Source organism: Aquimarina macrocephali, from assembly GCF_051627225.1.
Lineage (GTDB): Bacteria > Bacteroidota > Bacteroidia > Flavobacteriales > Flavobacteriaceae > Aquimarina > Aquimarina macrocephali.
Genome location: NZ_CP151795.1, coordinates 2,604,781 through 2,627,961 on the forward strand (window position 1 = coordinate 2,604,781; position 23,181 = coordinate 2,627,961).

Consider the following 23,181-nt stretch of genomic DNA (forward strand, 5'->3'; position numbering starts at 1 on the left):
GAATGCAATCAATAGATATATTTTTTACATCCTTTAAAAATCCGATGGAGCAAAGTCTTTTTTCGGATTACCTATCATTGCTACCGCCAGATTTGAGAAAAAAAAATTCACAATACATTCGTTGGCAGGACAGACATGCACACTTGTTAGGACGCTTATTATTGATTGAAGCACTAAAGAGCTATCATATAGAAAATAATATTTGGGACCTTATCGCTTATAGCACACACAAACGGCCATATTTAACCTTGAAGGGATATGATTTTAATATATCTCATTCTGGTGATTTTGTGATTTGTGCGATAGGGAAAAATATCAGGCTTGGTATTGATATTGAAGAAAATAGAAAGAGAAACCTTAAAGATTTCACGAATTTAATGACTCCTGATCAGTGGGATGAAATTAACGGTGCAAGTTGCCCGTTAAAAGCGTTTTATAAATATTGGACAATTAAAGAAAGTGTGATTAAGGCGGATGGACGAGGATTTTATATACCTCTGAATGAACTTGAGGTGAAGAATAATACTGTCCATTTTGACGATAAATTGTGGTTTGTAAAAGATTTTGTGTTCACTAACGGTTATAGTGCAGCACTAACAACCAATCAATTATCAACATTTAAAATGCATGATGTGAATTTTTATAAATCACATCTGGTTTAACCTAACTAATAAATTAACTCAAAATTAATTCAAATTAAATTATAGATTATGGATAAGAACGAAAACGACATTTTTGATTTGATAGCTACTCATGTAGCTGATATCTCTTTAGACATAGCGCATGGTCCTATCATACGCTCTTCAATGCTGTCTCCTCTCGGAATGGATTCTATTGGTCGAGCAGAACTCATTGCAAGGATGCTGGAAGAACTATCATTGAAAGCTTCAGCAAGAGAATTTTATAAAGCCAATAACCTTGGTGAACTTGCAGTGCTATTTGCAAATAAGCTGAAGGAGCAGTGAATCCTGTTAGTTGATCAAGATTAATAATTGAATACTTTTCATCAGAAACCGGAATTGATATTTTTAACAAAAAGCTTTCAAAAGCTTTTAGATAAATTAATATGTTTTTTGCTTTTGCTTTGTACTTTTGTACAAAATTAAAAAACCAGTTAGTCGTGTTTTTTGTTACTTATTGAATATTTATACTTATTAAAAAAAGTTTTATAGCAAAAAAAATGGCTCATGTATTTGATAAAAAGTAAAGTAAGATTGGCAGGTTTGCTATTTATAGCTGGTATGGTTGCTGGGGTTTTTAGTATAGCACCATCAATTGATTCTACAAAGTATTTAACAGAGGCAGCTGCAAATTCTAATAATGTAATAACTGATGCTTTCTTTCAATTTATTATGTCACTTGCATATTTAGGAATTGCTATTTTATTATATCCTATTATCAAAAGGTTTGATGGTAGTTTAGCAATTGGGTTTTTGAGTTTTAGGATAATTTCGGCAACACTCGTAATTTTTGGAACAATATTATTATTGTCAATTTTAGCCTTAAGTCAAGAATTTGTATATAATTCGCCTAATAGCACCTTGGATTTAAAAGCTTTAGGGAATGTGTTCAAAATTATGCGAGATTATATAAACCATGTATTCATGGTTTTGGTGTTATGTATAGGGAATTTCATGTTATATATTTTACTAATGAAATCGAAACTAATTCCTCAATGGCTTTCAGTTTGGGGGTTAATAGGTACTTTATTATCAGGGGCAGCAAGTATTTTGATTTTATTTCAGGTTATTGAAATTATCACAGCTGAATACCTAATTTTGAATGTCCCGACAGCGCTGTTAGAATTAGTTCTAGGGATATGGTTATTAGTAAATGGATTTGACAAAAGAGTATCTGTAAAAATACACGGATAAAGAAAATATAAGAAAGCACAAAAGACGTAAGTAAGAGTTTCGTAATATATATTACATACTTTGAATTTGAGTTTTAGCTTTGTGCAAAAAAGCATAGAAAACAAGCATTTTGTAATGTGATTGAATGTTGAAGCAGAGGATAAACTTCGAAGAAAAAGTTCGATACTAGTCCCTACTTTAGCACTATTTTGTTTAGAAACCTCTATACATAATTCATGTATAGAGGTTTTTTTGTTAATGCTTATAGCGTTGTTAATCAATGATTAATCCTTAATACCTCGAATAAGGATTAAAAAAATGCTGCGAATATTGTGACCTTTAATCTTTCTATATAAATTTAATAAAGACTTCAAATTTTTTGAGTACCACAACATATTTAATACAGATTATATTCTACTAATGATTCTAATTTGACAGTATGCTTTTTACTTGATACCAGTAAAATATTTAAAAAAACATCATAGAATATTTTTATTTATAATCATTCTTAATAGATTTGCGGCATGTGTATTATATTTATTTAGAATAAATAAGAATAATTCCCTAAACCTATTAATTATAATAAATGAAAAATCAATTACTTACCATTTTAGCTTTGCTATTATCAACCTCTTTTTCTTTTTCACAAAATGGAAATATAAAAGGAACAACTGTAGATAACGCTAAAACAGCAGTATCAGGAGTTAATATTCTGATTAAAAACTCAACTAAAGGAGTGCAATCTGATGAAAACGGAGCTTTTGAAATTACAAACATTGCAAATGGTGATCATATTCTTGTTGTATCCTATTTAGGATTTAAGACAAAGGAAATCCCTTTCACGATATCTAATAATGAAACTAAAGAATTTGATGCCATTATCCTATATGAAGGAAATGAAATTTTAGCTGAAGTTATAATAGAAGCAGAGCGAAGAAATAAATTTTCAAGAAAAAAAACAGCTTATGTAGCCAAACTACCTTTAAAAGACCTAGAGAATACTCAGGTTTATAGTACAGTTACCACAGATTTGTTAAAATCACAGGTGGTAACAAATTTTGAAGATGCATTAAAAAATGCAGTTGGTGTTGAAAAATTATGGTCTTCTACAGGACGAGGGGGAGATGGAGCCGGATATTATTCTTTACGTGGATTTTCGGTACAACCTCAATTGGTTAATGGAATACCAGGTCTTACAAATGGAACTATTAATGCTGCAAACATTGAAAGAATTGAAGTAGTAAAAGGCCCTTCTGCGACACTATTTGGTAGTGCCGTAACTTCATATGGAGGACTTATAAATGTTGTTACCAAAAAACCATACATAGGCTTTGGAGGCGAACTTTCTTTTACATCTGGAACTTATGGTTTTAATCAAGTAAGTGGAGATATTAATACCCCATTGGATAAAAATAATAATATCTATTTTAGATTGAACACATCTTATGCTACAGAACAGAGTTTTCAAGATGCCGGTTTTAGAAAATCTTTTTTTGTAGCCCCGTCACTATCTTATCGTGTTAATAATAAATTATCCTTTTCGTTTTATGGAGAAATTTCACAGGCAGAGCAAACCAATCCTATGTTTTTGTTTTTGAATAGAAGTGCACCGACTCAAGCGAATAACTTAGAAGAACTAGGATATAATTATAAAATGTCATTCACTAGTAATGAATTGACCTTAGAAAACCCCACGCAAAATTATCGTGTAGAAATGGATTATAAGCTTTCTGATACATGGCAATCACAAACTGTATTATCAAAAAGTTCAACATCTACAAAAGGATATTATTCTTATTTGTTTGATTTTGGAGTTTTGGGCAATGATACTTTTTCTCGTTTTATTAGTAAACAAAATTCCAATACTCAAACAACAGATATTCAGCAAAACTTCACAGGAGATTTTAAGTTGGGATCAATTAGAAATAGAGTTGTTTTGGGTATAGATTACTTTAACTCAACACAAACCAATAATAGTAGCGGCTTTGCTTTTTATGGAAATATAACTCCTGAAGGAGGTTCTAATGGAGATAATCCTTTTACACCAGATGTAGAGACTGATACATTTACGTTATCAGCTGCTAGTGTAGATGCCGCTCTAGAATCCCAAGGTATATCTAATATAAAATCTAAATCACATATTTACAGTGCTTATATTTCTGATGTTGTTAATATCATCCCATCACTATCAGTAATGGTAGGCTTAAGGTTGGATGTGTTTGATAATGAAGGTGATTTAGCAAATCTTGATGATGATTTTGACCAAACAGCTTTTTCTCCAAAATTTGGTGTTTTATATCAACCTATAATGGATAAATTATCTGTATTTGCTAATTATCAAAATGGATTTACTAATGTAGAACCTGCTTTAGTAGGAGATCCGAATGCTGGTCCACAAACGTTACAGACTTTTGATCCTGAGCAGGCTAATCAATTAGAATTCGGTGTTAAGACTAATTTATTTAATAATAGATTAAATGCTTCAGTGAGTTATTATGATATTAAGGTAAAAGATCGTGTTATTACAGATCCAGCTTCACCTTTCAATAAAATACAAGGAGGAGAAGTAGAAAGTAGCGGTTTTGAAATTGAAGTAAATGCTAGTCCTATTGATGGTCTTAATATTAGAGCAGGCTTTAGCAATAATGATAGTGAAACTACAAAATCTGATAATGCAGAAATATTAAATCGTAGACCATTGGAAGCAGGCCCTGAGACGCTTTATAATTTTTGGACAAGTTATGAATTTCAAAATGGTAAACTAGATGGTTTTGGATTGGGATTAGGCTTCAATGGTGCGAGTGAACGTTTTGCAATCAACTATGCATCTACCGGAGAATTTATTCTTCCGAGTTATACTATTGCTAATGCTTCTATTTTTTATCAAGCGAAAAAATATAGAATCAGCCTAAAACTGAATAATGCATTTAATAAAGAATATTACAAAGGTTGGTCAACTATAACGCCTCAAACCCCAAGAGCTATATATGCGAATTTAATATATAAATTTTAAAATATTTTAATACAAACAACTCTAAATATCTTATTTAGAGTTGTTTGGTTTATAAAGATAGAATGATAACAATTAGTGTATTATTAATTTTTTTCGGAAGTTTTTTACTATACCATACCTCAAAGGAGGTACTGGTAAGCTATGATTTAACCATTGAAAAATGGATTCAATTAAACATGGTTGTTTCAAAGCTTATAGCGGTTGTACTTTTATTAGTTTCATTAGTCATTACCATTGTTTCTTTAGGAAGAACATCGGGGATTTTATTTTGGCTTTTTTTGATGATGATAATTTTAGGATTAATCATCATTATAGCTCCATTAAAAAAAGTAACGTACAAACAGATTTCAGTTTTATTTTTAGTGCTATTAATACTTGAATTAACATTATAAATTATGCCAGCAAACCCAAAATATTTAGATAAATCTCCCTGGCAACAATTTGCTAAAATTTCTGCAGGAATTTTAGGAGGTTATATCATTTCTGCATTATTACATATGTGTTTACCGCTTTGGTTGCCTAATCCACAAGAAATTTTAATTACCTCAATATTTACTTTGTTTATCGTTTGGTGTGCACTTTTAATTGTTCCTTTTTTATTTAAAAATGGATGGAAAGCTTGGTTGCTATATATAGTAATAGCCATAGTATTGTTTGGGATATATTATTTAGGAAATCAAAATAATCCTTTTGTATAATGAGTAAGAGAAATCATAATATATTCTTTAATACACATACTGTAAGTGGTATAGTAATTAGTGTTGCTTTATACATTATATTTTTTGCAGGAGCATTTGCTTTATTTAAAGAAGAAATTGCGATATGGGAAGAAGGAAAATCCATAGGTCATGTTGAAAGAAGTGATATTGATTATGACAGAATATTAAAAACGCTGGATGATCAATATCAATTAACTGGTAGAGATTTACAACTTAACTTTGGAGAAGATCGTGACCATATTTATGTTTTTATGGGAGCGAGCAAAGACTCGTTGGCATCAGAAAAAGGAAAACAGTCTAATTATTTCTATGTTGATATTAATTCTATCGATACCAAAACGTATCCAGAGCAATATAGTTTGGGAGAGTTTTTATATCGATTACATTTTTTTGCGCAACTACCCTCAATCGGTATATATCTAGCAGGTTTTATAGCACTATTTTTCTTATTTGCTATAGTTACCGGGGTTATTGTTCATTGGAAAAAAATCATCCCTAATTTTTATACGTTCAATCCAAAATCAGTTTTAAAACGTGTTTGGGTAGACGCTCACACTGCTCTTGGAGTCATAGGATTACCCTTTCAATTCATTTTTGCAGTTACCGGTGCCTATTTTTGCTTAAGTATTTTGGTATTGCTTCCAGCTAATACCTTATACAATAATAATCAGACCAAACTGATGGAGGATTTACGTCCCGAACGAAAAACGTACGAGTGGATTGCTAGAGCAGAAAAAGAAATTCCCAGTTTTAATGCCTTTTCGAAAAAAACGACAAGTGATCAGACCGATTTTCACCTAACAAGAGGTTTTATAAAAAACTATGGTGGCACCAATATGAAATATGTTTTAATTGGTGAATATGAAGATAATAAACGTTTTATTGGCACGGGTCGCACTGTTCTTGATGTCTTTTCGGGAAAAATAGAAGAACAGAAAAGCCCTGATAAAACGGTTTACTCTGAAGATTTTCAACGTACTATAAGTCGCTTACATTTTGGAGATTTTGGCGGCACTCCTATGAAAATAATCTATTTTATTTTAGCAATGATAACGTGCTTTGTTATCATTACGGGAGTTTTAATTTGGATTGAAGCTCGCAATAAAAAGAGCATGACAATTAGCCAAAGATTATATACTGCTAAGGTAGGTCATATTTACTTAGCTATTTGCCTATCAATGCTTCCTGTGACTGCGTTAGCATTTTTATTTGTAAAATTTTCGAATGGCTATTTTGAAGATAAGCAAACCGCGATCTATTACTTCTATTTTATTCTATGGTTGATCGCTATTTTCTTTTTTCGATTTAAGAGAGATAATTATGCAACCAATAAATATAGCTTATTACTTGGAGCCATTTTTGGATTTCTGATCCCAATTAGTAACGGGATTATATCAGGAAATTGGATATGGAACACTTTTAATCAACATCAATTTGAAATTTTATTGATCGATGTTCTGTGGATTATAATTGCTTCAATTTCACTTGTTTTTTATTTTAAGATACAACCACAAGTTAAAGCACAAAGTAGCTTTAATAAAAATCAGATAGATTATAAAAATATTTCAGCTTTAAAAGCTGAAGAAATTAAAAAAGCTAAAGCAAAACAAAATAATAGCAATAATATGGAAGCTAGTAAATTAGAAATAAAAAACGGAAATCATGACTCTATAACCATGAGAACAAAAATTATCATATTGTGGATATTCATTATCCTTGGATTTATATTTCACCACATTTACGGATTAGCTAATGTGTTTTTTAAAGAATCAGTGTTTATTGAAGGTTCAACAGGAGAAACACCTTTTTGGGCACATCAGTGGCGTATTTTAATGGAAGGTGTAGCTTTCTTATTTGCAGTAATGACGGTACAGATATCCAAGAAGTGGTTTCGATGGATTTCATTTATTTGGGGAATTATTGTAACCTTATTTAATGTATATCATGTTATTGAAGCAACTATGCATGAAACAGCTAATTATTCTGAAATTTTTATATTACTCTTAATGGCGGTTGCAAGCATCTTTTTGGTTATAAATTTGAATAAGTGGAAAAATATTCAAATAGCATAAAATGGTTTCTCAATTTGCAGAAGTAGCAAATGTTAGTGATCAACAATAAAAAAACCTGGAATTTTTCCAGGTTTTTTTATTCCCGAATTCCTGAATGTAATATAGCCCAAACAGGAGTATTAATATAGATGATATCATCTATTCTAAAAGTGATGGTAATTATGTGCAAATTATTACGCAAGATAAAACGTATCTGTACAGAATAACGATGAATGCTTTGTTTGATAGCCTGGATACATTTCAGTTTTTAAGAATTCATCGCTCTTTAATAGTAAATAATATATATATAAAGTCTTGTAGATATACTAGTAATAATGAATATCAATTAAGACTGAAAAACAATAAAGAACTTATTTCTTCAAGATCATACAAGTCTTCAATTTCTGATTACTTATCGACTTTAGAAACATAATTTTCTTCCTGTTAATAACATTTTTAATAACTCATTTTTATTAATTTAAAAGAAGGAGTTTCTATTCTTATTTTTATAAAAGATAAAAAGGTCTTTTAATAGTGTAATAATGAATTTTTATGATTTTCATATAGTGCTTCAGGAAGTACCAGGGGAAATAAGTATATGTTTTAGTATTTCTGGATGCCCTTTAAGGTGTAAAGGATGTCATTCGCCTTTTTTATGGAAAAAGGGGAGTGGGGAAAAATTAACTAAAAAAAAATACAAAGATATACTCGATAGGTATTCTGGATTTGCCACCTGTGTTGTTTTTATGGGTGGAGAATGGTATAAAAAAGAATTAATAAACCATCTAAAATATGCCAAAGAGAAAGGATATGAGACTTGTCTTTATACAGGTCTAGAGCAAGTGGATGATAAGATTTTAACTCAATTAACCTGGATTAAAACAGGAAGATGGAATCAATCTCTAGGAGGATTAAATAGCAAAACAACCAATCAACAATTTATAGAAGTAAAAACCAATAAGCGACTTAATTACTTATTTATTAAAAATTAAAAACTCATGATACGACTTTCAGATGATCAAATAGCAAATAAAATTGATTTTATAACCCATTATTTGGATTCTACAAATGCGGCAGATGGATCCAAAGTAGATGCTAATGCCAATGTGACTTCAAAAAACATTGCAACGATGGAGGCAGAGTTAAATAAAGACATTAATATACAAGTAAACAGAGCATTGGTAAAACAAAAAATAGCTGCTCTGTATGGCAATGATCTAGCTGAAGAATACACCAGGCAGATAGAATCACATGAAATATATGTACACGATGAGACTTCACTAAAACCATATTGCGTTTCTATAAGTATGTACCCATTTTTATTAGACGGACTCACAAAATTAGGAGGCGAAAGTAAAGCTCCAAAACATCTGGAGAGTTATTGTGGTGAGTTTGTTAACCTTGTCTTTGCAGTAAGTTCGCAGTTTGCCGGAGCATTAGCTACTGTAGAGTTTTTGATGTATTTTGATCATTTTGCAGTTAAAGATCTTGGAGAAGACTATTTACAAACTCATGAAAAACGTATCGCAAATCATTTACAACATGTAGTTTATGCGGTTAATCAACCCGCTGCCGCAAGAGGTTATCAATCCGTATTCTGGAATATTTCTCTATACGATGAAGCCTATTTTAATAGTATGTTTGGAGATTTTGTATTTCCCGATATGACCAAACCAAAATGGGAAAGCGTAAAAAAATTACAAAAATTCTTCATGAAATGGTTTAATAAGGAACGAAAAAGAGCCGTACTTACTTTTCCTGTAGTTACTGCTGCAATGCTTGTAAAAAATGATGCTCCTGTCGATAGAGAATTTACCGAAATGTGTGCACAAGAATTAAGTGAAGGAAATTCTTTTTTTATTTACCAATCCGAAAATGCAGATAGTTTAGCATCCTGTTGTCGTTTACGAAATGAAATTAGTGATAATACCTTTAGTTATTCTTTAGGTGCAGGAGGGGTAGCAACAGGATCTATAAATGTAATCACTCTTAACATGAACCGGCTGATTCAAAAAAAGGCTGATATTGTTGAAGAAGTACAAAAGATTCATAAATATCAGGTTGCTTACAGAAAACTTATAGACGAATACAATGAAGCGGGATTATTGCCTGTTTATCAAGCAGGTTTTATAGCGTTAGACAAACAATTTTTAACAGTAGGGATTAATGGTATGGTAGAAGCCGCCGAGAGCCAGGGAATCGAAGCAAGCAATAACACTACATATAAGAATTTTGTGAATACCTATCTAAAAGCAATTTATCAAGAAAATAGAGCAGCAAAAGAAAAATATGGATATATGTTTAACACAGAATTTGTTCCTGCAGAAAATCTGGGGATAAAAAATGCAAAATGGGATAAAGAAGATGGATTATTTGTGCCCAGAGATTGCTATAACTCATATTTCTATGCAGTCGAGGATAATAAAGTAAATTCTCTGGATAAAATAATGCTGCATGGTAAAGAGATTATACAATATTTGGATGGCGGTTCTGCACTTCATCTTAACCTAGAAGAGACTCCTAATAAAGATGGATTTATAAAACTAATTCATGCAACAGCTGCAGCAGGATGTAACTATTTCTGTTTTAATATAAGAATTACAATATGTAATGAATGCTCACATATAGATAAGCGCACTTTGTTTGTATGCAATGACTGTGGTTCTCACAATGTAGATCATGCCACCCGGGTAATAGGATATTTAAAACGAGTATCTAATTTTAGTTCTGATCGACAGAGTGAACATCAATTAAGACATTATCATACGCAACATGCGAAACCTAATTTGGTAAATAAAAGAATTGAAGTTTTGACAGAAAAACAACCAGAATATGAAATTGATCGACATGCTTAAAACATAGAAGTTATTAAAACATGATAATTGTCATATTTAGTTCTGATTCCATTCGTGATTTTTGACAGATACATATGTATTAGATTTTAAAATATATATTGGCAATTTGATGCTATAGTTCTAATACATATTGATTAACCGATACAAAACTTAATTCATTATAATGAAACTACATTCATTTCATATTCCTGTAATGGGAATAGGCTTTACTATTGATACTCCATTAAAAGTTTCTCATCTGGGAATAGATTCTGTTATTTCATTGGTTGATGATATTCTATTAGAAAAACTAAGAAAGATGTATTGTGATACATTCGAAATGCCATATAATGAAATCACAGAAAGTATAGAAGATTTTAGAGCTAAGAGGATTACTTCTTATCTTAATTTGATGAATGATCTGGCAGAAAAAAAGTTTAATCAACTTAAAAATATTACAACAGAATGTAGTAATGAATTGAAACAATACTTCAATATTTTACCAGATACTTCACTACTAAAGCAGCGATTTAAAGGATTAGCATCCAATGATTTCAATTTTAAAGGAATCAAGGATTTAATAGAAGCCAATTTATCGATGGGTAGTATTGATGTAAATATCATGACCAAAGTAGATAAAGAAAATTATCAAAAAAAAGAGAAACTATCTTCTAAATATAATGATGCTCACGCAGCGCTTAGAGGATATGCTAATAGCGAATTATCTTCATCCGTAATACTTTCTGCCGGGATGAACCCCAGGCTCTATAGTTATATGGAAGAGTTTGAGGATTTTTATCCAAACCAGAACGGAGAAATTAAAAAGAAAATAGTTTTAAAAGTAAGTGATTATAGATCTGCCCTGATACAAGGAAAATTTTTAGCCAAAAAAGGATTATGGGTTTCAGAATATAGAATTGAATCCGGACTTAATTGCGGGGGTCATGCATTTGCAACAGATGGATATCTTATGGGGCCAATATTAGCTCAGTTTAGAGATCAGAAAGAAGAATTGATTTCTGAAATACATAAGATTATAGCAGAGGTATGGTCTCGTAAAAACCGACATGTTCCGCAATCTCCTTTACCTGTTAAAATCACTGCCCAGGGCGGGGTGGGTACAGCAGAAGAACATCAGTTTTTATTAGAACATTACAAAGTAGATTCAGTAGGGTGGGGAACTCCGTTTCTTTTGGTACCAGAAGCAACAACAGTCGATAATAGTACATTAGATAAATTAGTAAAAGCCAAAGAAGATGATTTATACCTAAGTGATATCTCTCCTTTGGGAATACCATTTAATAGCCTAAAAGGAAATACAAAAGATCAGGAAAAGTTAACTTTATTAGAAAAAAACAGGCCTGGTAGCTCATGTCCTAAAAAATTTGTTGCTCTAAATAAAGAATTTACCGAAAAAGGGATATGTACAGCATCACGACAATATCAGCATATAAAAATTAAGGAGCTGGATAAAAAAGGTCTTTCTCAGGAAGATTATCAAAGAGAATTTGATCAAATCACAGAAAAATCATGTACCTGTGTTGGTCTGGGAACTTCTGCGTTACTGAAATATAACTTAGATACTAAAGTTGAAGGAGATGGAGTTTCGATATGCCCTGGGCCAAATATGGCTTATTTCTCTAAGCTTATGAGTTTAAAAGAAATAACAAGCCATATTTATGGAGAATCTGATGAAGTTGTACGAACAGATCGTCCTAACATGTTTATAAAAGAGCTAAACATTTATATTGATTTTTTAAAAGATAAGCTTGAAGAAACAAAGCATTCTATAAATGATAAGCAGAAAAAATATTTGTCAGTATTTGTAAAAAACCTAAAAGAAGGAGTTTCTTATTATGAAAACATTTTTGGAAGTATAAAAATAGCTTTTGAAAATTCTAAATCTCAAATTTTAAACGATTTGGATAATAGCAAAATGACTTTAAACCAAATAAACTCAGAAATTGATGATTTGTAAATGATATCTAGGTAAAGTTATTATTTTAGATCAAATCCTTTTAAAGAAATTACGGTTCCTTCTACTTCAATTTCTTCAACAAGTTTAGAAATCGTTTTATCTCTAAATTCATTTAATATTTTTTTCTTAAATGGAGATACGGTAGAATGTACAGGACATGGATTTTTATCGCTACATTTTGATAGTCCTAAAAAACATTTATCAAATTTATGAGTACCATCGATGCAACAAATAACATCCCAAACTGATTTCTCTTTATTTTTTTTATCCAGAAAAAAACCACCCCCAGGACCTTTAGTAGAGGAAACCAACTTATTAGAGGTTAATTGCCTTAATAATTTGGCCAAAAAAGGTTGAGGCGTCTCTAATTCTTCGGCAATTTTTTTTACTCCTATTTTATGAGTCTCATCAGAGTGTATTGCTAGATAAAGGATTGCTCTTATAGCATATTTACAAGCGTTAGATAGCATAATAGCTTTTTTTTAGATCAAATATAATAAAAAAGATCGTTTTGTCTTTTTTGTGACTTTTATCATATTTTTCTTCCTGTAATAGGAGCTATATTTGCCGCATGAAAAGTACGGTAATTCTATTCGTTGCTCTCCTGATGCTTATCAAGCCTCTTTGGCCAGTAGGAGAGTATATCATGAATTATGATTACATCGTAAAAAACCTCTGTATAAATAAAGATAGGCCTAGATTAAAGTGTGATGGTAAATGCTATTTAAAAAAACAATTAGCCAAAGAATCCGACTCAGAAAATAATCCATTCAAAGACAAAAAATCTAAGAATGAGATTCAGCATATTGTTTTTTTTCAACTATTACTTGATTTCGATTTAAAAAATGAACCAGAAAATACAGTTGAGAACAATTATAAAACTACACAAGAAATAATTTCTAAATTACTTATTACAGATATTTCTCCACCTCCCGAGTTTGGATAATTCAATATGAACTCATTTGAATTTTTTGTTTTACACGAAAATTTAAGATTTTTTACCATAATGAATCCTTTTTTGAGGAGCATAGCTATAGCTACGTTACGAAAAAGTCAAAATTAGGGTGAATAAGAAAAATTTGCAGCAAAAAGTAAAAGCTTAAATGAGTTCTATCAGTGTATTTGTTTTGAAGGTATGATATACCTCAAATACATGTACATAAACTTATTTATATGTTGAATTATTTATAAAATATATTCTAATGAAAACTAGTATTGGTGCAACCTCTTTGTATAGGGTTTTGAGGGCACCGTTTAAAAGGGTAAATATGCTATGGTATATCCTGCTTTTTCAAATTACCCCCTGTTGGGTTAATGCTCAGGAAGAAACCCAGATAAAGCAGGATACTATCCTACCCATCAATCTGGAAGAAGTTATTTTGATATCTGCCAGAAAAGAATTGGATTACCAAAAACAACCTAAACCATTATCATCGTTAGATGAATATCTGGAGCTTTCACAAAAAGTGGGTATGATAAAACGAGGAGCCTATGCTTGGGAACCTGCGTTAAATAATATGACATCAGAAAGACTTTCTGTTACTATTGATGGGATGCGAATCTTTGGTGCGTGTACAGATAAAATGGATCCTATTACCTCTTATGTAGATGTGTCCAACCTTGCTAAAGCCCATGTTGCATCGGGACAACAAGGGTCGGAATATGGAAACTGTATAGGAGGCGCAATAGATCTGGAGTTAGATAAAAGCAATTTTAGAGAAACAGGATTCAAAGCAAGTTTAGAAGATGGATTCGAAACCAATAACCAATTAGTGGTTCTGGGGGCAGAAGCCAATTATTCAAATTCTGATTTTTATGTAGATGGAGATATCATTTATCGCAAAGCGGAAAACTATACTGCAGGAAATGGAGAAGAAATCAATTTTTCTCAATATACAAAGTATAATGTCTCTGTAAACGGAGGATATAAGATTGATAAAAACAAGGCACTCACAGCAACTGCTATTTATGATGAAGCACGAGATGTAGGGTATCCTGCATTACCCATGGATGTTTCTTTGGCACGTGCAATTATTGCATCTATAGGTTTTGAACAAAATACTATAGGTGTATTTAGCGATTGGAAGTCTAAAGTGTACTTTAATAAAGTTACTCATGTGATGGATGATTCTCAAAGACCAGATGTACCTATTCGAATGGATATGCCGGGATGGAGTGATACGTATGGGTTTTTCTCTGAAGCGAATTTAAAAACCAAAAAACAACACTTTTTGATGAAATGGGACGGGTTTTACAATAAGTCTCTTGCAGAAATGACAATGTACCCCAATAATCCCAATGAGAACCCTATGTTTATGCTTACTTGGCCCGATGTACGAACTTGGAATACAGGTTTATATGCTGAAGATAAGATCAGCTTTAAAAAAAATTCTTTAAAACTATCTGCGAGATTAGCTGTACAAAACAATACTATAGCTGATGATTTTGGACTTAACAGTCTCAGAATCTTTTATCCAGATATGGAAGAATCCAAAACACGTTTTCTTAAAAGTGCTTCGCTGCAATATCATAAACATTTAGAACCTATTCACATCAATGCTGGACTGTCTTATGGAGAACGAGCACCATCAGTATCAGAAGGATATGGATTTTATCTTTTTAACAGTTTTGATAATCACGATTATATTGGTGACCCTAACTTAAAAAATGAACAATCTATAGAGGCTAATGCTAAAATTTCGTTAGAAAAATCCGAATTAAAAATTGCTCTGGAAGGAAATATTTTTCGAATGCCTAATTACATTATTGGTGAGGTAAATGAATCACTTAGTACTATGACAATTGGTGCTGATGGAGTAAAAATATATGAAAATCTAGAGTATGCCGATTTGATTAATGTGTCTTTGAGTACAGAATACAAAATCATACCAGAACTTGGATGGTCTGCTTCAGTATCCTACCATCAGGGAAAAGATGATACCAATCGCAATTTGCCTTTTATAAGTCCTATATCATATCGATCCGGGATTCAGTATAATAAAAGGAGTTTTTCTGGAGAAGTTACCATGAAAGGTGCTGGAGATCAAATAAATTTTAATCCAGAATTTGGCGAAGATAAAACATCAGCCTACATCATTTTTTCTCTAACTCTGGGAAAAACCTTTTACCTGAATAACGATGTGGTATATGCCAAGGCAGGTGTAGAAAATATTTTTGACGAATACTATTCAACGTATACAGATTGGAAAAATGTTCCTCGAATGGGACGTAATTTCTTCATCACATTTTCATACAAAATCAATTAAAAAAACATAATTAAAAATAAACAAATGAAAACCATAAAATTAATTTTTACAGTAATCATACTTTCAACCATTTTTGTTTCATGTAGTTCTGATGATGACGAAATGATAGTAAATCCTATGGAAGGATTTAACCTGGTAACTTCTTTTGATGCTAACAATCATTCTATAGAATTGTATTCTAAGAAGAACGATTTTAGCATTGGATATAATGAAGTGTATATACGTATTAAAGATATGGCGACAAAAAACTATGTTTCTCAATCCGAAATTTCTTGGATGCCTATGATGCATATGACACAAATGGAACACTCTTGTCCAAAATCTACCTTGACTGTTACCGAAGACAAGACGGTTTCTAAAGGATTCTTGGTTTTTCAAATGCCAGGCAATGGCGATGAATATTGGGATCTTACCATTACCTATAAAATTAATGGAGAAGAATTCACAACAAAGAAAACCATAGATGTAATATCACCGGCAGATGGTAAACAAAAAGTAAGCACATTCATGGGTAGTGATGGTACTCGCTATATTTTGACTATGGCTGGACCTGTAGATCCAAAAGTTGCAGTAAATGATTTTAGTGCGATGCTTTTTAAAATGGAAAACATGATGACTTTTCCTGTAGTAGAAAACTATAAAATTACAGTAGACCCTCGAATGCCTAGTATGGGTAATCATAGCTCGCCAAATAATGAAGATTTGAGTTATGATAGTGCATCAAAAATGTACAATGGAAAATTATCACTAACCATGACAGGGTATTGGAAAATTAACTTGAAATTATTAAACGAATCTCAAGAAGTACTAAAAGGAGAAGACGTTACCACGGATAACCTCGAAAGCAGTTTATTTTTTGAAATTGAGTTTTAAATTTCTCTTTTATTTTAATGAAAGGCCATTCGAAAGAGAGGCCTTTTTTTATGATGTATAAATGAGTCGTATGGTGAAATAACATAAAAAAGACTTTTTTGTCTTTAATTATGACTTTTGTCATAGTATTCACATTCAAAGACCTCTATTTTTCGCGATGTAATGAATAGTATTGTAAAAGTGGAGTTAAAAGAAAAAATAAACAAAATAAAGGAAGAAAAAAATGCTGTAATCCTTGCACATTATTATCAACGGCCAGAAATACAAGAGGTTGCTGATTATGTTGGAGATAGTTTAGGGCTATCCCAAAAAGCAGCAGAAATTGATGCAGATATTATTGTCTTTGCAGGTGTGCACTTTATGGCAGAGACTGCGAAAATCCTTAACCCTGCAAAAAAAGTAGTTTTACCAGATTTAACCGCCGGGTGCTCATTAGCAGATTCCTGCCCTCCCAATGCATTTGGTTCTTTTGTAGCATCACACCCGGATCATATTGTAATTACTTATATCAATTGTTCGGCAGAAATTAAAGCAATGAGTGATTTGGTTTGCACTTCTTCTAATGCTCTTAAAATTGTGGAGTCGATACCAAAGGATACACCTATAATTTTTGCTCCAGATAAGAACCTAGGTAAATACATCATAAAACAAACCGGTAGAGATATGTTACTTTGGGATGGCAGTTGTATAGTACATGAAGCTTTCTGTATTGACAAATTATTGGATTTATATAAAAATAATCCAGGGTCGGTAATTATAGCTCATCCAGAATCTGAAGAGCATATTTTAAAAACTGCAAAATATGTAGGATCTACTGCAGGGATGATAAATTATGTAAAGGAACATCCTAAAGAGAAGTTTATAGTAGCAACTGAAGCAGGTATTTTACACGAAATGAAAAAGAAGGTACCTAATACAATCTTGATTCCTGCTCCTGCCGAAGAGGATAATACTTGTGCTTGTAGTGAATGTGGTTATATGAAAGTAAACACACTTCAGAAATTATATGATTGTCTTCATAATGAAACCCCAGAAATAAATGTCATAGAGGATATAAGAAAAAAAGCATTAACTCCTATTGTACGAATGTTAGAACTTTCTAAATAAAAGGATGATGATATCAGTAGACTATTTAGTAATCGGTTCTGGTGCAGCTGGGTTAACTTTTGCGGTTAAAGTAGCAGAAAAATTTGAAGATAAAAGAGTTTGTATAATAACGAAGGCAGATGATGATGAATCTAATACGAAATATGCCCAAGGAGGGGTAGCGGTAGTATTAGATGCTAAAGAAGATTCTTTTCAAAAACATATACAAGATACTTTGATTGCAGGCGACGGTTTGTGCGATCCGCAAATTGTTAAAATGGTCGTTAAAGAAGGCCCCAAAAGACTTAATGATTTAATTCAATGGGGAGCTAATTTTGATTTAGATTATAACGGGAACTTAGATCTTGGTAAAGAAGGAGGGCATTCAGAATACCGTATTGTTCATCATAAAGATATTACAGGTCGCGAAATAGAAACAGCATTACTAACTCGTATTCATCAATTGCCTAACGTTAGTATATTAAGTCATCATTTTGCAATTGATCTGATTACAGAACATCAATTGCAAATACAAAGTCATGAAAATATTTCTTGTTATGGGGCTTACGCTCTGAATCAAAAAACTGGAGAAATAAAAACGATAAAAGCCGCAGTAACATTGTTAGCAACAGGAGGTATTGGTAAAGTATACGGTCATACTACTAACCCTGTTATAGCAACGGGTGATGGAATTGCAATGGCATACAGAGCAAAAGCAAGAATTAAAGATATGGAATTTGTTCAGTTTCATCCAACAGCATTATACGAGGATAAAGATGGGCAATCGTTCTTAATATCCGAAGCAGTAAGAGGTTTTGGAGCATATCTACGAAATAAGAATGGACATAGGTTTATGTTAGATTATGACTCAAGAGGAGAACTTGCTTCCCGAGATATAGTCTCAAAAAGTATAGATAACGAACTTAAAAAATCTGGGGATTCTTGTGTTTATTTAGACTGTACCCATCTTCAGGTAGAAGGTTTTAAAAAACATTTTCCCACAATTTATAAAAAATGCACAGCGAATCATGTTAACGTAGAAAAAGATTGGATTCCGGTAGTTCCTGCATCTCATTATTTATGTGGTGGTATTGAAGTTGACAAAAATGGAATGACATCTATTCAGAATTTATTTGCCTGTGGAGAATGTTCCAGAACAGGCTTGCATGGAGCAAACAGGTTAGCTTCAAACTCTTTGTTAGAAGCTTTAGTGTATGCGCATAACAGTTACAAATACCTATGTTCTAATACTGTGCAATCGGTTCCAATATCTATTCCTGATTGGGATGATCAGGGAACTCATGTCAATAAAGAACACATTATCATAAGGCATAATATCAGGCAATTACAGGCCTTGATGAGAGATTATGTAGGTATTGTACGTAGTAACCACCGTTTGATAAAAGCTAAAGAACATTTAGACTTAATGTATAGAGAAGTAGAAGAGCTTTATAGAGATTCGAAGGTAAATACGGCATTATGTGAATTACGAAACATGATTAATATTGCGCACTTGATTATAGGGCAATCCTTAGAAAGAAAAGAAAATAAAGGAGGGTATTTTAACATAGATAATAATAGTGCTTCTCTAGAAATTTTAGAAATGAACTCATCTTGAGTAATGGTTTTAAGCCGAAAAGTTTGGCTTTTGTACCATGGTGAAGGTGGTTTTTTTCAGCATAGCTATGGTTACGTTGAAAAAAATCAACAAAATCAGGGTGCAAAATGTAAATTTTGCAGGCAAAAGTAGTGCTCAAGATGAGTTCAATACAAACCCCTAATATATTATGATATGACGAATGAAATAATTAAAGAAGGTATAGCCAAAGGGATTTCCTATACAGCATATGTTGAACTAATAAATCGTCTTGTTGAAGAAGAAAGTACAACAGGAATAGAACAGGTTAAGCAACGTGTAGATTTTACCAAATTAAATGCAAGCAGAATGCGAAGACTCGATAAAACTCTTGCGATCCCAGAGCAAGCCAAACAAGTTTTTCGAGATATGAAAGAAAAGCAAACCTGGCTTGTTCTTATAGAAAGTTGGTGTGCTGATGGAGCGCAGACCATTCCTGTTTTAAATAAAATAGCAAAAGAAGTACCCGCTATTGACTTAAAAGTCTTGTTACGAGATGATAATCCTGAGTTTATGGATCTTTTTTTAACAAACGGAACACGCTCTATACCTAAACTAGTGATAGTAGATAATAATGGTAACGTCTTAAATAGATGGGGTCCAAGATCACAAGTAGCTACTAATATGGTTCTGGCTTACAAAAAGGAAAACGGAAAAATAGATGACACTTTTAAAAAATCTCTACAAGTTTGGTATAATAAAAATAAAGGAGAAGCTATTATTAATGACCTTGTGAATATAGTTGAAGACTCACTTACGTTAGAAAAAGATTTTGATTAAATAAATCTTGCTTATTTATAAAAAACTTCCGGAAAATCGATTTTCCGGAAGTTTTTTAAATGGTATTAATCTTCAACAGAAGACTTTGATCCTTCTACAATCCTCTTTTCCATTTCTATTGCTTTTGGAAATAAAATATTATTCTCTAGATGGATATGTAAATGTAAATCCTTTTCAAATTCTTCTAACATTGAAAAAGTAACATTATATGTATTACAAGCATCTTCGGGAGGAGTATAATTATTTGATAATCCTGAAATTTTACGAAATCGTACTCCTTCATTATCGTGTTCCTGCATCATCATCGAAATAGGATTCTCTACAGTTCCAAAATGTGGAGGTTGCACGTTATGATTTTGTTCTAGGCTTTTCACCATTTTTCTAATAAAAGGAAACAGTATAATTTCCTCTTTTTTCATATGCTGTGCAAGTTCACCAGAGGCTTCACTAAATAGAGTATGAATTTCTAGCAACTCTGGATGGCGCCCTCCATGTACTTTGCAGAGTTTTTCCAAATATTGGCGTAGTATCGGGATCCTTTCTTCTACATAACGATGATGTTTCTTTTCTATATAATCTGCTAATAGATCAAGTGGCCAGGATTGATAATCAATAGCAACATCATCTTTTTTGATTAAAACGTCGTTCAAACTTTCCAGAATGGTTTCAACTTCAATCCCATTTTTATTACAAACCTCTTCTAATGTTCTGTCTCCTCTACAGCAAAAATCAATTCCATATTTTGAAAAAACGGTAGCAGTTCGATAATCCTTTGCAACGAATTGCCCTACCTTGGTTTTTATTAATGTTTCCATAATTTATTTATTTAAAATTGTTTTATTTTATTTTTTAATGTTAAGTCAAACACGAACCAGCAAGTAGTTACTATACCAATTGCAAAAATAATATCCCCAATAGATCGTAACCACTTTAAAATAACCATTGTAGGGTGTTGCATTAGTTCTGCAGAACGGGCATACCACATTCCATGATCCATACTTTCAAGTGCTTGCCATATACCTATTGGTAATAAGCTTAGCAGGGCCATTGCCAATAATCCTATATTTAAGGACCAAAAAGTAATTTTTAGTAATTTTTGATTCCAGAGTATGTCTCTGTATAGGCTTCTTAAAACAAAGAGCATTAAGCCTATTCCCAGCATACCATAAACTCCAAACATAGCTGTATGTGCATGAAGTGGGGTTGTATTAAGCCCTTGAACATAATACAAAGCAATGGGCGGATTGATAATAAAGCCAAAAATTCCTGCCCCAAGAAAATTCCAGAAAGCTACTGCTATCATAAAATAGATTGGCCACTTGTAATCCTCAAGCCAACGTGTTGCTTTAGATAGTTTATAATTATGATAAGCTTCATATCCAATAAGGGTAAGAGGTACAACTTCTAAAGCACTAAATGTAGCACCCAGAGCCATTATAGCGGTAGGAGTCCCAGAAAAATATAGGTGATGAAAAGTACCCAAAATACCACCAGACATAAATATAATAGTAGCAAATAGTACATTATGGATAGCGGTTTTAGTTTTTAATAATCCTAGTCTTACAAATAGGAAAGCGATTACTACAGTGGCAAAAACTTCAAAAAAACCTTCTACCCAAAGATGTACAACCCACCATCTCCAATATTCAGCAATCGCTAGATTTGTCTGTCTGCCCCACATTAATCCAGCACCATAGAACATGGCTATTGCAGTACAGGATATTAAAAACATGATGATGAGGTTTTTTTCTTCAGTTTTTTTCTTCAATACGGGTAGCAGTGGGCGAACCATTAAAGTCAGCCATAGAAATAATCCAATAAGTAGAAAGATTTGCCAGAATCTACCTAAGTCAACATATTCATATCCTTGATGTCCAAACCAGAAGTTCTCTATCAGGTCAAGCTTTTGCATAACTCCCATCCATTGACCAAACATTGAACCTACTACAATAATCAAAAGGGCAATAAATAGAAAATTAACACCAAATACTTGAAATTTCGGGTCCTTGCCAGACACTGCTGGCGCAATGTATAACCCTGTTGCTAACCAGGCCGTTGCAATCCAGAAGATGGCTAATTGAGTATGCCAGGTACGGGTAACAGAATATGGAAGGATTTCATCCAAAGGTATCCCGTAAAATCCATTTCCTTCTACACCATAATGAGCAGTAACAATACCTAATAACATCTGAACGACCATTAAAAGGCTTACAGCCCAAAAGTATTTTTTAACTAATCGCATAGAAGGTGTCATACCTTGTTTTAATAACGGATCCTCTGATGGAGGAGGAGCATCTTCGTCTTCACCAGATTTGACATGATAGAAGACCAGTACACCAATACATAAAATCAATAAAATAATACTCACTCCCGACCAGGTGTATAGGCTTGTAGTTGGGACGTTACCAACTAACTCATCTGCAGGCCAATTGTGGGTATATGAAATTACATCCTCGGGTCTTTCTGTAACGGTAGCCCAGGTAGCCCAAAAGAAAAAAGCATTCATTTTTTGCATTCGCTCTTCACTTTTAATAGTGTTTTTTGGGATTGCATAGTCTGATCGTAATTGATCAAACTTTGGATCATCGGTAAATAGATCTTTATAATAATTACTTAAATGATGTATAGCTTCAACTCTTTCTTTTGAAATAGAAATTGTATTGCTGGCCTTATCATAAGTGTTAGTTCTTAGATCCTTTTGCAATCGTATTTTTAAGGCAGCCTGTTGCTCTTCATTAATTTCATCATAACTTTTGTTGAAATCCGATTTTGCATATTTATTTAAGATAAACAGAGCTTCACGATGTAACCAATCTGCTGTCCAGTCAGGTGCAACATAGGCCCCATGCCCCCAGATCGAACCGACTTCTTGACCACCAATGCTTTGCCAAATATTTTGGCCTTCTTTAATCGCTTTACCGGTGAAAATAACTTTGTTATCAGATGAAATAATCTTATTGGGTATCGGAGGAGATTGTTGATAAATCTCATAACCATAATAACCCAATACGCCAAAAGAGAACAGTATCACTGCTGTAAACCCTAGCCATAGTTTTCGTTCTTTATTCATTTTTTAGATATTGAAAAATTAA

Annotated in this window: 20 protein-coding genes; 17 read left to right on the plus strand and 3 right to left on the minus strand. The window is 32.4% G+C overall.

All coding sequences use genetic code 11. The features are described 5' to 3' along the window. The first annotated feature begins 2 nt into the window (after positions 1-2). The 11 genes from AAFU52_RS11360 (at position 3) to AAFU52_RS11410 (ending at position 12,448) form a co-directional block, all read left to right on the plus strand. A complete protein-coding gene (locus AAFU52_RS11360) occupies positions 3-662 on the plus strand; it encodes a 4'-phosphopantetheinyl transferase family protein (RefSeq protein WP_024772244.1) in 660 nt (219 codons plus the stop codon). A gap of 78 nt (positions 663-740) precedes the next feature. After that, entirely contained in the window at positions 741-965 is a 225-nt protein-coding gene (locus AAFU52_RS11365; protein ID WP_161635323.1) for a phosphopantetheine-binding protein, read from the plus strand. Between the two features lie 222 nt (positions 966-1,187). After that, complete coding sequence (locus tag AAFU52_RS11370) at positions 1,188-1,874, plus strand: DUF4386 domain-containing protein (RefSeq protein ID WP_024772242.1); 687 nt, start codon at positions 1,188-1,190, stop codon at positions 1,872-1,874. Positions 1,875-2,439: 565 nt separating this feature from the next. Next, positions 2,440-4,866 (plus strand): TonB-dependent siderophore receptor, encoded by a 2,427-nt coding sequence (locus AAFU52_RS11375; protein WP_438426458.1) that lies wholly within the window; start codon positions 2,440-2,442, stop codon positions 4,864-4,866. Between the two features lie 62 nt (positions 4,867-4,928). Beyond that, a complete protein-coding gene (locus AAFU52_RS11380; protein WP_024772240.1) occupies positions 4,929-5,258 on the plus strand; it encodes a hypothetical protein in 330 nt (109 codons plus the stop codon). Between the two features lie 3 nt (positions 5,259-5,261). Further along, positions 5,262-5,564: a hypothetical protein gene (locus tag AAFU52_RS11385; protein WP_438426459.1), complete on the plus strand. Its 303-nt coding sequence runs from the start codon at positions 5,262-5,264 to the stop codon at positions 5,562-5,564. Further along, complete coding sequence (locus AAFU52_RS11390) at positions 5,564-7,657, plus strand: PepSY-associated TM helix domain-containing protein (protein ID WP_438426460.1); 2,094 nt, start codon at positions 5,564-5,566, stop codon at positions 7,655-7,657. Before AAFU52_RS11385 ends, AAFU52_RS11390 begins: the two co-directional genes overlap by 1 nt. A gap of 124 nt (positions 7,658-7,781) precedes the next feature. Further along, positions 7,782-8,069: a LytTR family DNA-binding domain-containing protein gene (locus tag AAFU52_RS11395; RefSeq protein ID WP_438426633.1), complete on the plus strand. Its 288-nt coding sequence runs from the start codon at positions 7,782-7,784 to the stop codon at positions 8,067-8,069. 109 nt (positions 8,070-8,178) lie between these two features. Continuing rightward, entirely contained in the window at positions 8,179-8,628 is a 450-nt protein-coding gene (gene nrdG, locus AAFU52_RS11400) for an anaerobic ribonucleoside-triphosphate reductase activating protein (RefSeq protein WP_035093091.1), read from the plus strand. 6 nt (positions 8,629-8,634) lie between these two features. Further along, on the plus strand, positions 8,635-10,491 hold the full coding sequence (gene nrdD, locus AAFU52_RS11405; RefSeq protein WP_438426461.1) for an anaerobic ribonucleoside-triphosphate reductase: 1,857 nt from the start codon (positions 8,635-8,637) through the stop codon (positions 10,489-10,491). Positions 10,492-10,654: 163 nt separating this feature from the next. Further along, positions 10,655-12,448: a hypothetical protein gene (locus tag AAFU52_RS11410; RefSeq protein WP_438426462.1), complete on the plus strand. Its 1,794-nt coding sequence runs from the start codon at positions 10,655-10,657 to the stop codon at positions 12,446-12,448. A 20-nt stretch (positions 12,449-12,468) separates the two neighbouring features. Here the strand turns inward: AAFU52_RS11410 and AAFU52_RS11415 are convergent, their stop codons facing one another. Beyond that, entirely contained in the window at positions 12,469-12,918 is a 450-nt protein-coding gene (locus tag AAFU52_RS11415; RefSeq protein WP_024772234.1) for an RrF2 family transcriptional regulator, read from the minus strand. A 101-nt stretch (positions 12,919-13,019) separates the two neighbouring features. Between AAFU52_RS11415 and AAFU52_RS11420 the strand changes: the two genes are divergently transcribed. The 6 genes from AAFU52_RS11420 to AAFU52_RS11445 all read left to right on the plus strand — a co-directional run bounded on the left by AAFU52_RS11420 (position 13,020) and on the right by AAFU52_RS11445 (position 20,089). Beyond that, a complete protein-coding gene (locus tag AAFU52_RS11420) occupies positions 13,020-13,394 on the plus strand; it encodes a hypothetical protein (RefSeq protein ID WP_082994981.1) in 375 nt (124 codons plus the stop codon). A 256-nt stretch (positions 13,395-13,650) separates the two neighbouring features. Next, positions 13,651-15,714 (plus strand): TonB-dependent receptor, encoded by a 2,064-nt coding sequence (locus AAFU52_RS11425; RefSeq protein WP_438426463.1) that lies wholly within the window; start codon positions 13,651-13,653, stop codon positions 15,712-15,714. A 24-nt stretch (positions 15,715-15,738) separates the two neighbouring features. Beyond that, complete coding sequence (locus AAFU52_RS11430) at positions 15,739-16,587, plus strand: hypothetical protein (RefSeq protein ID WP_024772231.1); 849 nt, start codon at positions 15,739-15,741, stop codon at positions 16,585-16,587. A 162-nt stretch (positions 16,588-16,749) separates the two neighbouring features. Then, positions 16,750-17,694 (plus strand): quinolinate synthase NadA, encoded by a 945-nt coding sequence (gene nadA, locus AAFU52_RS11435; RefSeq protein ID WP_035093090.1) that lies wholly within the window; start codon positions 16,750-16,752, stop codon positions 17,692-17,694. Between the two features lie 7 nt (positions 17,695-17,701). After that, positions 17,702-19,291: an L-aspartate oxidase gene (gene nadB, locus AAFU52_RS11440; RefSeq protein WP_438426465.1), complete on the plus strand. Its 1,590-nt coding sequence runs from the start codon at positions 17,702-17,704 to the stop codon at positions 19,289-19,291. Between the two features lie 174 nt (positions 19,292-19,465). Next, positions 19,466-20,089, plus strand: coding sequence for a thioredoxin family protein (locus tag AAFU52_RS11445; RefSeq protein ID WP_438426466.1), 624 nt, complete (start codon positions 19,466-19,468; stop codon positions 20,087-20,089). 65 nt (positions 20,090-20,154) lie between these two features. Here AAFU52_RS11445 and ric read toward each other — a convergent pair whose 3' ends face one another. Beyond that, the gene (ric, locus tag AAFU52_RS11450; RefSeq protein ID WP_438426467.1) at positions 20,155-20,904 is read right to left on the minus strand and encodes an iron-sulfur cluster repair di-iron protein; all 750 of its coding nucleotides are present in this window, start codon (positions 20,902-20,904) and stop codon (positions 20,155-20,157) included. Positions 20,905-20,915: 11 nt separating this feature from the next. Next, a complete protein-coding gene (locus AAFU52_RS11455; protein WP_024772226.1) occupies positions 20,916-23,159 on the minus strand; it encodes a nitric-oxide reductase large subunit in 2,244 nt (747 codons plus the stop codon). Positions 23,160-23,181 lie beyond the last annotated feature (22 nt).